Below are 12374 nucleotides of genomic sequence, written 5' to 3'. Positions count from 1 at the left end.
GCGGAGGGGAAACGCCCGGTAACATTCCGAACCCGGAAGCTAAGCCCTCCAGCGCCGATGGTACTGCACTCGGGAGGGTGTGGGAGAGTAGGACATCGCCGGACAATCTTTCAGTCGAGGGCCGCCCCAGTAGGGTCGGCCCTCGACTGCGTTAGCGTTTCTGGCGGAAACGCCATCAGGAAGGAATGCACCTGTGAGCTCTGGACCGCACGGCGGGGACGGCCCCCGCCGCTTCGAGGATCGCGCCGACCGTGGCCAGGGGCGCGGCGACGCCCGCCGCGATGACCGCCCCTCGTACCGGGGTGGCCGTGACGACCGCGCCGGCGGCAACCGTGGCGGAGACCGCCGCGAGGGCGGCTACGGCCGCGACAACCGCTCCGGTGGTGCCCCGGGCGGTGACCGTCGTGACGGTGGTTTCCGCGGCGGCGAGCGCCGTGAGGGTGGCTTCAGCCGGGACAGCCGTCCGGGTGGGGACCGTCGTGAGGGTGGCTTCCGCGGTGGTGACCGTCGTGAGGGCGGCTTCAGCCGCGACAGCCGTCCGGGCGGAGACCGCCGTGAGGGCGGCTTCCGGGGCGGTGACCGCGAGGGTGGCTTCCGCGGCGGCGAGCGTCGCGAGGGCGGCTTCAACCGGGACAGCCGTCCGGGTGGGGACCGTCGTGAGGGTGGCTTCCGCGGCGGCGAGCGTCGCGAGGGTGGCTTCAGCCGGGACAGCCGTCCGGGTGGGGACCGTCGTGAGGGTGGCTTCCGGGGCGGTGACCGTGAGGGTGGCTTCCGCGGTGGGGACCGTCGTGAGGGTGGCTTCGGCCGGGACAGTCGTCCGGGTGGGGACCGTCGTGAGGGTGGCTTCCGGGGCGGTGACCGTGAGGGTGGCTTCCGCGGTGGGGACCGTCGTGAGGGCGGCTTCGGCCGGGACAACCGCTCCGGCGGGGACCGCCGTGAGGGCGGCTTCCGGGGCGGTGACCGCGAGGGTGGCTTCCGCGGCGGCGACCGTCGCGAGGGCGGCTTCAATCGGGACAACCGCTCCGGCGGGGACCGCCGTGAGGGCGGCTTCCGCGGTGGTGACCGTCGTGAGGGTGGTTTCAGCCGGGACAGTCGTCCGGGCGGGGACCGTCGTGAGGGTGGCTTCCGGGGCGGTGACCGCGAGGGTGGCTTCCGCGGCGGCGAGCGCCGTGAGGGTGGCTTCAGCCGCGACAGCCGTCCGGGTGGGGACCGTCGTGAGGGTGGCTTCAGCCGCGACAGCCGTCCGGGCGGAGACCGCCGTGAGGGTGGCTTCCGGGGCGGTGACCGCGAGGGTGGCTTCCGGGGCGGTGACCGCGAGGGTGGCTTCCGCGGCGGCGACCGTCGCGAGGGCGGCTTCAGCCGCGACAGTCGTCCGAGCGGGGACCGTCGCGAGGGTGGCTTCCGGGGCGGTGACCGCGAGGGTGGCTTCCGCGGCGGCGAGCGTCGTGAGGGTGGCTTCAGCCGCGACAGCCGTCCGGGCGGAGACCGCCGTGAGGGGTACGCCGGTGGCGAGCGCCGCGAGGGCGGCTTCCGGGGCGGTGACCGCCGGGAAGGCGGCTACCGCGGTGGCGAGCGCCGCGAGGGCGGGTTCCGCCGGGACGACCGCGAGGGCGGTCACCGGGGCGGCGACCGCCGCGAGGGGTACGCCGGTGGCGAGCGCCGCGAGGGCGGCTACCAGGGTGGTCGTTCCGAGCGGGACGGGGAGCGCCGGGGCTACGGCGACCGGCCGGAGCGGGACGACCGACGGCCGGGCGCCTTCGGGCCGCAGCGTGAGCGGCAGGACGAGCGGGGCGAGGGGCGGACCGGTGAGGCGCCGGAGCTGCCGGACGACGTGGTCGCCGCCGATCTCGACTCGCCCGTCCGGGCGGAACTGCTCTCCCTCGCCAAGCCGGTGGCGGAGACCGTCGCCCGGCACCTCGTCGCGACCGGTCTGGTGATCGACGAGGACCCGGCGTTGGCGCTGGCGCACGCGATGGCGGCCCGTCGGCTCGCCTCGCGGATCGCCGCCGTGCGGGAGGCGGTCGGCCTGGCCGCGTACCACGCCGGGGAGTGGCAGACGGCCATCGCCGAGCTGCGGACGTATCACCGGATGACCGGCCTGCAGATCCACCTGGCGGTCCTGGCCGACTGCGAGCGGGCGCTGGGCCGGCCGGAGCGGGCGATCGACCTGTTCCGCGGCGCGGACCGGGAGAAGCTCGACCAGGCCGTCGCGACCGAGCTGCTGATCGTGGCCGCCGGCGCCCGGGGTGACCTGGGTCAGAAGGACGCGGCCGTGGCGATGCTGCAGGTCCGCGAGTTGACCGCCGAGTCGACCGAGCCGTGGGCGGCCCGGCTGCGCTACGCGTACGCGGACGCTCTGCTCGCGGTGGGCCGGCGCGAGGAGGCGCGGGAGTGGTTCTCCCGGGCCGCGGACATCGACTCCGAGGGTGAGACCGACGCCGCCGAGCGGCTGCTGGAACTCGACGGCGTGCTGATCGAGGGTGACGACGAGGACGACGAGTCGGAGGGCGACGGGACGGCGTCCGCGCCGGCGGCCGCGACCGGCGCCGAGGACGACGACCTCGACGACGACGAGGATGACGACCTCGACGACGACGATGACGACGACCTCGACGAGGATGACGACCTCGACGACGACGATGACGACGACCTCGACGAGGATGACGACCTCGACGACGACGATGACGATGACGACGACCTGGACGACCGGGCCGAGGACGACGACGAGCAGGACGAGCGTTCCGTGCGGGGCGGCGACGACCGGGTCGACCCGGTGGACGGCGGCGACGCGGCCCGGGCCGGCTACCGGGACCGTGACGCCGGCGACCTCGCCGACGACGCGCTGACCGACTCCGAGGCCGGCGCGCTCGCCGACGCCGACGCCGGCGCGCCCGCCGGGGCCGACCGCGACCGGCCGTCGACCGAGGACACCCGGGCCGCCGGGGACGAGGGGGCGGAGCGCCGGTGACCGGGCAGGCCGGGGACGCCGGTCCCGGCGCGGGTCGTGACCGCGTCGGGGCCCACGAGCGGCTGGTCGACGGGTACGCCCTCGTCGCGTTCGACCTCGACGGGGTCATCTACCTGATCGACCGGCCCATCCCCGGCGCCGTCGAGGCGGTCGGCCGGCTGCGCGCGGAGGGCCGGGCGATCGCGTACGTGACGAACAACGCCTCGCGTCGCTCCAGCGAGGTGGCCGACCTGCTCACCGGCATGGGGGTGCCGGCCGAGCCGGCGGAGGTGCTGACCTCCGCGGCGGCCACCGCCGAGCTGCTCGCCGAGCGGTTGCCGGCCGGCGCGCCGGTGCTGGTGGTCGGCGCGGAGGCGCTGCGGGCCGAGTTGCGCGCGGTGGGCCTGCGGCCGGTGTCGACGGCCGAGGAGCAGCCCGCCGCGGTGGCCCAGGGGTACGGCCCGCAGGTGGGCTGGTCCGACCTGGCCGAGGCGTCGCTGGCGGTGCGGGCGGGCGCGCCCTGGTACGCCACCAACACCGATCGCACGCTGCCCAGTCCGCGTGGTCCGCTGCCCGGCAACGGCTCGCTGGTGGCGGTGCTGCGTACCGCGCTCGACCGGGAGCCGGACGTGGTGGTGGGCAAGCCGGAGCCGGCGTTGTTCGCGACCGCGGCACGCCGGGCCGGTACCGGCCGCACCCTGGTGGTGGGCGACCGGCTGGACACCGACATCGAGGGCGCCCGGCGGGCCGGGCTGGACAGCCTGCTGGTGCTGACCGGGGTCAGCGACGCGGCCGAGTTGCTGGCCGCGCCCGAGTCGCGCCGGCCGGCGTACGTCTCGTTCGACCTGGCCGGGCTGTTCGACCCGGAGGCCGTGGTGGCGGTGCCGGGCCGGCCGGACGGCGGCGGCTGGTCGGTGACCGAAACCGGCGGGGAGCTCACGCTCGACGGCGCGGGCCGGCCGTTGGACGCGCTCGCGGCGCTCTGCGCGGTGGCCTGGTCGACCTCGGCCGCACCGCGGGTGCGCGGCGCGTCCCCGGCGGCGGCGGAGGCGCTCGCCGCGTTCGGCCTCGACGGCTGAGCGGGCGGCTGCTCAGAGCAGCTTGCGGAGCTTCATCAGGTCGAACGGGTTCGCCTTCACCGAGACCCGGCGGGACGCCACCGCGGACATGATGTCGAGCTTGCCGTGCACCAGGGCGATCAGATCGTCGCTGCCGGTGCTCAGCGCGATCTTGGCTTTGGGGTCGTCGCCGTCGGTCAGGCCGATCAGCCGGCCGCCTTCGAGACGCCCGTGGAAGGCCGTGTCCAGATCGGTGATCCGGCAGGCCAGCGTGCGGTCGAGGTCGATGCGTCCCTGCGCCTCGACGTGCCGGTCGAGCCGGTCGGCCAGGTCCTGCAACGCCTGTCGGCAGTCGTCCACGCTGGCCACATCGTCTCCTCACCACGAGCCGTACCGTTGCGGGCACCGTACCGCAACGGTGCGTCCCCGGTGCCCGGTAGCGTGGCACCTGCACACCCCGCCCCGCGGAAGGAATCAGGCATGCAGGACGCGTGGCGCGCCTACCTCGAGCTGGCCATGGGCCTGACGGAGGCGCCCCGGAAGAAGGCGCAGGACGCGGTGAAGCGGGCCGTCGGCCAGGGTGGCGCGACGGCCGGGCAGCTCCAGTCGCTCGCCGAGGAACTGGTCGCCACCGGTCTGGCGAACCGGGAGGCGCTGACCAAGCTGGTGCGCTTCGAGGTGGACCGGGCGCTCGGCGCGGTCGGGCTGGCCACCGCCGACGAGGTCGCCGAGCTGACCCGCCGGGTGCACGACCTGGAGCGGCAGCTGCGCGAGGCGCGCACCGTCCCCGCGCCGGCCCCCGCCCCCGCCCCGGCGACGAAGGCGGTGGCGAAGAAGGCGGTGGCCAAGAAGGCGATCGCGCGCAAGCCCGACGCGACGGTGGCCCGCACACCGGCCGACGGGTCGCCCGCCGCACCGGCCCGGCCGGCGAAGAAGGCCGCCGGGCGACCGGCGGCGGCGTCGTGAGCGCGCCCCACCTGCCCGGTCCGCCGCCGCGCCCCGGTCCGCCGCCGGGCGTCCGCCCCGGACCGCCGCCCGGGATCCGTCCGGCGCCGGTCGAGGAGGTGGGCGTGGCCTCGCACCCGGCCGTGGACGCCGCGGTACGCGGTATGGCCAACGCCGAGGCGCTCGCCCCGGCCGACCAGATCGCCCAGTACGAGGCGGCGTACGACACGCTGCGCGAGACCCTGGCCAGCATCGACCAGGCCTGAGCAGAGGCGGAGAACGGACACCGATGGCTCGTCGTACCCGGTTGGACGCGGAACTCGTCCGGCGTGGCCTGGCCCGCTCCCGCGAGCAGGCCGCCGCGCTGGTGGAGGCCGGTCGGGTCCAGTTGCGCGGGGTGCCGGCCCGCAAGGCCGCGGCGATGGTCGATCCGGCCGACCCGTTGCTGGTCACCGGTGAGGACCCGGCGGAGGACTACGTCTCGCGGGGCGGTCACAAGCTGGCCGGGGCGCTCGCCGCGTTCACCCCGGGCGGGCTGGCCGTGGCCGGCCGGCGGTGCCTCGACGCGGGCGCCTCCACCGGCGGGTTCACCGACGTGCTGCTGCGCGCCGGCGCGGCCGAGGTGGTGGCCGTCGACGTCGGTTACGGGCAGCTCGCCTGGCCGCTGCGCACCGACGAGCGGGTCCGGGTGTTCGAGCGCACCAATGTGCGTACCCTCACGCCGGAGGCGATCGGTGGCCCGGTCGACCTGACGGTGGCCGACCTGTCGTTCATCTCCCTGCGGCTGGTGCTGCCCGCGCTGGCCGCCTGCACCGGGCCCGACGGTGACCTGGCCCTGATGGTCAAGCCGCAGTTCGAGGTGGGCAAGGAGCGGGTCGGCGCCGGTGGCGTGGTGCGCGACCCGGCGCTGCGCGCCGAGACGGTGCTCGACGTGGCCGCCGCCGCCGCGCGTCTCGGCCTCGGGCTGGCCGACGTGGCCGCCAGCCCGCTGCCCGGGCCGAGCGGCAACGTCGAGTTCTTCGTATGGTTGCGCCGGGGCGCGCCGGCCGCCGACCCCGACCGGGTCCGCGCGGTGGTCGCGGCCGGTCCGCAGGGCGCCGCCGCGACGGCGGCCACGACCGAGGAGGTGTCCGGGTGAGTCGGACCGCGCTGCTGGTGACGCACACCGGCCGGCGACGCAGCACCGAGCACGCCCGCGCGGTGGCCGCCGACCTGATCGCCAACGGCTTCGAGGTGCGGGTGGTCGCCGAGGAGGCCGACGACCTCGACCTGCCCGGCGTGGTGCCGGTGACCGGTCCGGAGGCGGCCGAGGGCGCGGAGATCGTGTTCGCGCTCGGCGGGGACGGCACGTTCCTGCGCGCCGCCGAGCTGGCTCGCCCGGCGAAGGCGCCGTTGCTCGGCATCAACCTGGGCAAGGTCGGCTTCCTCGCGGAGGCGGAGATCAACGACCTGGACACCGCGGTGCGGGACGTGGTCGGGCGCAACTACACCGTGGACGAACGTCTCACGCTCGACGTGACCGCCGAGTTCGACGGCGGGCCGACCATCGAGTCGTGGGCGCTCAACGAGATCAGCGTCGAGAAGGGCGAGCGGGCCCAGATGCTGGAGCTGCTCGTGGACGTGGACGGCCGGCCGCTGTCGCGGTACGGCTGCGACGGCGTGGTCTGCGCCACCCCGACCGGCTCCACCGCGTACGCGTTCTCCGGTGGCGGGCCGGTGGTCTGGCCGGAGGTGGAGGCGCTGCTGCTGGTGCCGATCAGCGCGCACGCGTTGTTCAGCCGCCCGTTGGTGACCGCGCCGACCTCCACGTTCGTCATCACTGTCGACCCGTTCACCACGCTCGCGGTGCTCTGCTGCGACGGCCGGCGGGTCTACGACCTGCCGCCCGGCGCCCGGGTCACGGTGCGCCGGGGCGCGCTGCCGGTGCGCATCGTCAGGCTGCGGGCGCGCCCGTTCACCGACCGCTTGGTGGCGAAGTTCGACCTGCCCGTGCAGGGTTGGCGCGGCAACCGCCGCTGATCGACGGCTCAGGAGACCGGACTCGGCGGCCGGCCCGGGTTACCGTGTGCGTACGGGCCGCGTCGAGGTGAGTCCGGGCACGGCGGTGAGGCCCGCCGATCCCGGGCGACGCGCGGCCCGCGGGTCGCGGCTCAGGCCAGGGGGTGGTCGGGCCGCGACGGGTCGGGGCGCCGGAGCGTCGCGGCCGGCCGCGGCGGGCGGACCGGCGCGCCGTGCCCGGCCGGGTGTCGACCCCGGTCGGGCCGACAGGTCGACGAGCCGCCGCCGGAGGAAGCGGCGGCACGCGAGCTGGGCGACGACGCGACGACCGGCGCCCCGACCACCCACCCTGCCGGCGGGCGCCGTCGCGGGTGGACCGTCGGGGCCGCCCGCGACCCGACCTGACCGGTACGCCGTCGGCGGGACACCGTGCCGGCTGGTCAACTGTCACCCGGCGGGGCTACTGTCGGGTGCTGTGCTGGAAGAGCTGCGCATCACCGGACTGGGCGTCATCGAGGACACCACGCTGCCGCTGGCCGGGGGGATGAACGTCATCACCGGCGAGACCGGCGCGGGCAAGACCATGGTGGTGACCGGCCTCGGCCTGCTCTTCGGCGGGCGGGCCGACGCCGGCCGGGTGCGGGCCCAGCCGGGCCGCGCGCTGGTGGAGGGGCGGCTGCGGCTGCGCGGCCGGGTGGCCGAGACGGTCCACGCCCGCATCGTCGACGCCGGCGGCGAGCCCGACGAGGACGGTTCGCTGCTGCTCAGCCGCAGCGTCACGATCGAGGGTCGGTCCCGCGCGCACCTGGGCGGGCGCAGCATGCCGGTGTCCACGCTCGGCGAGGTCGGTGAGCAGGTGCTGGCCGTGCACGGCCAGTCCGACCAGTTGCGCCTGTTGCGTCCGGCGGAGCAGCGCGCCGCGCTCGACCGGTTCGCCGGCGGTGAGCACGAGAAGCTGCTCGACGGGCTGCGCGAGGCGTACGGGCGGTGGCGGGCGGTGGTCGACGACCTGGCCGACCGCCGGCGCAACGCCCGCGAGCGCAGCCAGGAGGCCGACCTGCTGCGGCTGGGCCTCGACGAGATCACCCGCGTCGACCCGCAGCCGGGGGAGGACGACGAGCTGAAGGCGGAGGCGCAGCGCCTGGAGCACGCCGAGGGGCTGCGCACCGCGGCCCAGGTCGCGCAGCAGTGTGTGGCCGGCGGGGTGGAGGCGACCGACGACACGCCGGACGCGGCCGTGCTGCTCGGCACCGCCCGCCGCACGCTTGAGGCGCAGGCCGGCACCGACCCGGCGCTCGGTGAGCTGGCGGCCCGGCTGGAGGAGGCCGCCACGCTGGTCACCGACGTGGCCGCCGAGCTGTCCACCTACCTGACCGCGCTGGACGCCGACCCGGCCCGCCTGCAGACGGTCTACGAGCGTCGGGCCGCGCTGCGCGCGCTCACCCGCAAGTACGCCGACGACGTCGACGGCGTGGTGGCCTGGGCCGAGCGGGCCCGGACCCGGCTGTCCGATCTGGACACCTCCGACGAGCTGTTGGACGAGTTGGACCGGGAGGCGTCGCGGCTCGCCGGTGAGGTGGCCGACCTCGCCGGCCGGGTGTCCGCGTCCCGCCAGGAGGCGGCGGTGCGGTTCGCCGAGCAGGTCACCGTCGAGCTGGCCGGTCTGGCCATGCCGCACGCCCGGATCGAGGTCGCGGTGCTGCCCCGCGCGGCCGGGCGGGCCGAGCCGAGCCTGCCGGTCAACGGCGTCGAGGTGGGTGTCGGCCCGGACGGCGCCGACGAGGTGGAGTTGCGGCTGCTGGCCCACCCGGGCGCGCCGGCGCTGCCGTTGCAGCGCGGCGCCTCCGGCGGCGAGCTGTCCCGGGTGATGCTCGCCATCGAGGTGGTGTTCGCCGGGTCGGGCGGGCCGCCCACGCTGGTCTTCGACGAGGTCGACGCCGGTGTCGGCGGTCAGGCCGCGGTGGAGATCGGTCGGCGGCTGGCCCGGTTGGCGCGCAGTCACCAGGTGCTCGTGGTCACCCACCTGCCGCAGGTCGCCGCGTTCGCCGACCGGCACCTGGTGGTGGCGAAGGACACCGGGGGCGCGGTGACCACCAGCGGGGTGCGGGTGGTGGAGGACACCGAGCGGTCCCGGGAGCTGGCCCGGATGCTGGCCGGTTTGCCGGACTCCGATCTGGGTATCGCCCATGCCGAGGAGCTCCTGGCCGTGGCGGCCAAGGAAAGGCGTCCGTGACGTCCCGATTGTGAGCGCAAGCACACCGGGGTGCGCTCGGGTGTGCTTCCCTGGGTAGGCGGCCCTGCTCAGGCATGTCGCGACAGCAGAACCTGCCCCACATGCCAGGATGGTCACGATGCGTCTACCCACACTGCGCCGGAGCCGGAACGCGGAACCGGGCTCGATCCTCGGCACCGCACGCCTCGACCGCCGGACGAAACGGCTGGTCGGTCGCCTGCGTCCCGGTGACATCGCGGTCATCGACCACGTCGACCTGGACCGGGTGGCGGCCGACTCGCTCGTCGCGGTGGGCGTCGCCGCGGTGCTCAACGCCAAGCCGTCGGTGTCCGGGCGTTATCCCAACCTCGGGCCGGAGGTCCTCGTGGCGGCCGGCATCCCGCTCCTGGACGACCTCGGCGAGAGCGTCTTCGAGCAGGTCCGCGAGGGCGACCTGGTGCGCATCGAGGGCAACACCGTCTTCGTGGGCACCGAGCCGGTGGCGCACGGCGCGTTGCAGGACTCCGAGACGGTGGCCAAGTCGATGGCCGACGCCCGGGAGGGCCTGTCGGTGCAGTTGGAGGCGTTCGCCGCCAACACCATGGACTACCTCCGGCAGGAGCGCGACCTGCTGCTCGACGGCGTCGGCGTGCCGGAGATCCAGACCCAGGTGCAGGGCCGGCACTGCCTGATCGTGGTCCGGGGCTACGACTACAAGGCCGACCTGGACGTGCTGCGCCCCTACATCCGCGAGTTCAAGCCGGTGCTGATCGGCGTCGACGGCGGGGCCGACGCGCTTGTCGAGGCCGGCTACACGCCCGACATGATCATCGGCGACATGGACTCGGTCACCGACGACGTGCTGCGGTGCGGCGCCGAGGTGATCGTGCACGCCTACCCGGACGGACGGGCGCCGGGCCTGGCCCGGGTCAACGGCCTGGGTGTGCCCGCCATCACGTTCCCGGCGGCGGCGACCAGCGAGGACCTGGCCATGCTGCTGGCCGACGAGAAGGGCGCGTCGCTGCTGGTGGCCGTCGGCACCCACGCCACCCTGGTGGAGTTCCTCGACAAGGGCCGCGGCGGCATGGCGTCGACGTTCCTGACCCGGCTGAAGGTCGGCGGCAAGTTGGTCGACGCCAAGGGCGTCAGCCGGCTCTACCGGCAGAGCATCTCCGGTTCGTCGCTGCTGCTGCTGGTCCTCTCGGCGGTCGCCGCGATGGCGTCGGCGGTGGCGGTCTCCACCGTGGGGAAGGCGTACCTGGGCGTGGTCTCCGAATGGTGGGACAATTTCGTGTTCCAGCTCGGCCAGCTCTTCTAGCTCCCCCGACGATCAAGAGGCTGCAAGCGTGATCAACTTCCGCTACCACGTGGTGTCCCTGACCGCGGTCTTCCTCGCGCTGGCGATCGGCCTGGTGGTCGGCACAGCCGCCCTCAACGGCCCGGTCGCCGACTCGCTCCGGGAGAACGTCAACGGCCTGCGCAAGGACAACTCGCTGATGCGCCAGTCGGTCAACAGCATGCAGAAGCAGTTGGAGACCGAGGAGGACTTCGCCGCCGAGATGGCGGAGGTCGTCCTGCCCGGCAAGCTGACCGGCCGCCGGGTGGTGGTGGTCAGCCTGCCCAGCGGGCGGGACCAGACCGAGGGCGTGGTGAAGATGCTGCGCACCGCCGGCGCCGACGTCACCGGCCGGGTCGACGTGCAGGACAAGTTCATCAACCCGGACAGCAACAACAACCTGCTGGAGCTGGCGGTCACCGCCGCCCGCCCGAACAGCGCGTCGACGACGAACCTGCCGGGCAACGGGCACGGGGTGGAGACCTCCAGCGCGCTGCTGGCCAACGTCCTGCTGGACCGCCCGGCCGGCAGCCCCGCGGTCAGCGAGACCGACCGCCGCGCCGTGCTCCAGCAGTACGCCGCCGCCGGCTACCTCACCCCGGAGGACAAGATCTCCGGCCCGGCCGAGGCGGTGGTGCTGGTCACCGGCCAGCCGTACGTGGACAGGGACTCGGCGAAGAAGGACGAGTCGGTGGTGAAGATCGCCGACATGTTCGACCGCGCGGGCGCGCTCGTGATCGCCGGCATGGGCTCGACCGGCGGCAACGTGGTCGCCGTGGTGCGCGGCGACCCGACGCTGTCGCAGACCATCTCCACCGTCGACAACGCCAACACCGTGCAGGGTCAGCTCGTCACCAGCCTCGCCCTGGCCGAGCAGTTGAGCGGCAAGAAGGCCGGCCAGTACGGCGTCGGCGACAACGCCGCCTCGCGGCTGCCTAAACTGCCCCAGTGACCGCGCCGGGCCGCCGGGTCCGTGCCGCGTCGCGTCGATAGTCCGGATCAGGAGGGGTCGCGTGAGACTGGGTCGGCTGCTGGCCGTGGGCGCGGGCGTGGTGGCCGCCCGCTACGCGCTGCGGGAGGTGCGCGTGTCGCCCGGCGCGCCGGCGCTGGAGCGCACCAACTACCGGGGCCGCACGGTGACCCTGGCCGCCGGCCCGGCCCTGGCCGTGGGTGCCGCGACCGCGGGCGCGCTCGGCGCCGGCAGCGCCCCGGCCGGCGCCGCCGCGCTGCTGGCCGGCGTCGGCGCGGGCGCGGTCGGCCTCTACGACGACGTGGTCGGCGCGCGCCCGGAGCAGAAGGCGGCCAAGGGCTTCGCCGGGCACCTCGCCGCGCTGCGCGCCGGGCGGGTCACCGCCGGGCTGGTCAAGGTCGCCGGCGTGGGCGCGGCCGGCCTGGGGGCGGCGGCGCTGCTCGCGGCCGACGCCCGGGTCGCCGCGCACCCGCGCCGGCAACGCGCCGGCACGGTCGGCCGCGGGCTCGACGTGCTGCTCGGCGCCGGCGTGGTCGCCGGCACCGCCAACCTGGTCAACCTGCTCGACCTGCGACCCGGCCGGGCGTTGAAGTCCGGCATGCTGCTCGGCGTTCCGCTGTCCACCGGCCCCTACGGCGGCATCGCCGCGGGCGCGGTCGGCGCCGCCGCCGGGCTGGTCGGCGACGACCTGCACGAGCGGGTGATGGTCGGCGACAGCGGCGCCAACGCGCTCGGCGCGCTGCTCGGGGTGAGCCTCGCCGCGCGCACCGGGCCGCTGGGTCGCGCCGGCGCGCTGGCCGTGCTCGCCGCGCTCACCGCGGCCAGCGAGAAGGTCAGCTTCACCCAGGTCATCGCGCGGACCCCGGGGTTGCGGCACCTCGACGAGCTGGGCCGGCTCGCCGACTGAC

Annotated in this window: 12 protein-coding genes and 1 rRNA gene; 11 read left to right on the top strand and 2 right to left on the bottom strand. The window is 75.4% G+C overall.

Features of this window, described 5'->3' with window-relative positions; translation table 11 throughout:
• Window positions 1–104 (top strand): 5S ribosomal RNA (rrf, locus tag ACIA5A_RS29435); the annotation flags it as partial.
• A 71-nt stretch (window positions 105–175) separates the two neighbouring features.
• Here rrf and ACIA5A_RS29430 read toward each other — a convergent pair.
• Window positions 176–1618, bottom strand: coding sequence for a hypothetical protein (locus tag ACIA5A_RS29430; protein WP_396767780.1), 1443 nt, complete (start codon window positions 1616–1618; stop codon window positions 176–178).
• Window positions 1619–1972: 354 nt separating this feature from the next.
• Here ACIA5A_RS29430 and ACIA5A_RS29425 point away from each other — a divergent pair, with 354 nt between their 5' ends.
• Window positions 1973–2968 (top strand): Replicase polyprotein 1ab, encoded by a 996-nt coding sequence (locus tag ACIA5A_RS29425; RefSeq protein WP_396767790.1) that lies wholly within the window; start codon window positions 1973–1975, stop codon window positions 2966–2968.
• A gap of 62 nt (window positions 2969–3030) precedes the next feature.
• Window positions 3031–4026: an HAD-IIA family hydrolase gene (locus ACIA5A_RS29420; RefSeq protein ID WP_396767788.1), complete on the top strand. Its 996-nt coding sequence runs from the start codon at window positions 3031–3033 to the stop codon at window positions 4024–4026.
• A gap of 12 nt (window positions 4027–4038) precedes the next feature.
• Here ACIA5A_RS29420 and ACIA5A_RS29415 read toward each other — a convergent pair whose 3' ends face one another.
• A complete protein-coding gene (locus tag ACIA5A_RS29415; protein ID WP_396767778.1) occupies window positions 4039–4374 on the bottom strand; it encodes an SCP2 sterol-binding domain-containing protein in 336 nt (111 codons plus the stop codon).
• 111 nt (window positions 4375–4485) lie between these two features.
• Here ACIA5A_RS29415 and ACIA5A_RS29410 point away from each other — a divergent pair, with 111 nt between their 5' ends.
• From ACIA5A_RS29410 to ACIA5A_RS29375, 8 genes are all read left to right on the top strand, one after another.
• Window positions 4486–4971, top strand: coding sequence for a phasin family protein (locus tag ACIA5A_RS29410; RefSeq protein ID WP_396767776.1), 486 nt, complete (start codon window positions 4486–4488; stop codon window positions 4969–4971).
• On the top strand, window positions 4968–5216 hold the full coding sequence (locus ACIA5A_RS29405; protein ID WP_396767774.1) for a hypothetical protein: 249 nt from the start codon (window positions 4968–4970) through the stop codon (window positions 5214–5216). Before ACIA5A_RS29410 ends, ACIA5A_RS29405 begins: the two co-directional genes overlap by 4 nt.
• 23 nt (window positions 5217–5239) lie before the next feature.
• Window positions 5240–6088, top strand: coding sequence for a TlyA family RNA methyltransferase (locus ACIA5A_RS29400; RefSeq protein WP_396767772.1), 849 nt, complete (start codon window positions 5240–5242; stop codon window positions 6086–6088).
• Window positions 6085–6969: an NAD kinase gene (locus ACIA5A_RS29395; RefSeq protein ID WP_396767770.1), complete on the top strand. Its 885-nt coding sequence runs from the start codon at window positions 6085–6087 to the stop codon at window positions 6967–6969. The genes ACIA5A_RS29400 and ACIA5A_RS29395 overlap by 4 nt, the downstream gene beginning before the upstream one ends.
• Before the next feature lie 454 nt (window positions 6970–7423).
• Entirely contained in the window at window positions 7424–9181 is a 1758-nt protein-coding gene (gene recN, locus ACIA5A_RS29390; protein ID WP_396767768.1) for a DNA repair protein RecN, read from the top strand.
• Window positions 9182–9299: 118 nt separating this feature from the next.
• Window positions 9300–10478, top strand: a complete 1179-nt coding sequence (steA, locus tag ACIA5A_RS29385) for a putative cytokinetic ring protein SteA (protein ID WP_396767766.1) — start codon at window positions 9300–9302, stop codon at window positions 10476–10478.
• 28 nt (window positions 10479–10506) lie between these two features.
• On the top strand, window positions 10507–11448 hold the full coding sequence (locus tag ACIA5A_RS29380) for a copper transporter (protein WP_396767764.1): 942 nt from the start codon (window positions 10507–10509) through the stop codon (window positions 11446–11448).
• A 61-nt stretch (window positions 11449–11509) separates the two neighbouring features.
• A complete protein-coding gene (locus tag ACIA5A_RS29375) occupies window positions 11510–12373 on the top strand; it encodes a hypothetical protein (protein ID WP_396767762.1) in 864 nt (287 codons plus the stop codon).
• The last annotated feature ends 1 nt before the right edge of the window (window position 12374 follow it).

The sequence above is a fragment of the Micromonospora sp. NPDC051300 genome (assembly GCF_044455315.1).
GTDB lineage: Bacteria > Actinomycetota > Actinomycetes > Mycobacteriales > Micromonosporaceae > Micromonospora > Micromonospora robiginosa.
The sequence above is the reverse complement of the archived record's forward strand: the minus strand, read 5'-3'. Positions and strand labels throughout refer to the sequence as shown.

Excerpts from the sequence above, each read along its gene's own strand:
- steA (WP_396767766.1), top strand. The coding sequence starts at position 9,300 with ATGCGTCTACCCACACTGCGCCGGAGCCGGAACGCGGAACCGGGCTCG.
- ACIA5A_RS29400 (WP_396767772.1), top strand. The coding sequence starts at position 5,240 with ATGGCTCGTCGTACCCGGTTGGACGCGGAACTCGTCCGGCGTGGCCTG.
- ACIA5A_RS29410 (WP_396767776.1), top strand. The coding sequence starts at position 4,486 with ATGCAGGACGCGTGGCGCGCCTACCTCGAGCTGGCCATGGGCCTGACG.
- ACIA5A_RS29425 (WP_396767790.1), top strand. The coding sequence starts at position 1,973 with ATGGCGGCCCGTCGGCTCGCCTCGCGGATCGCCGCCGTGCGGGAGGCG.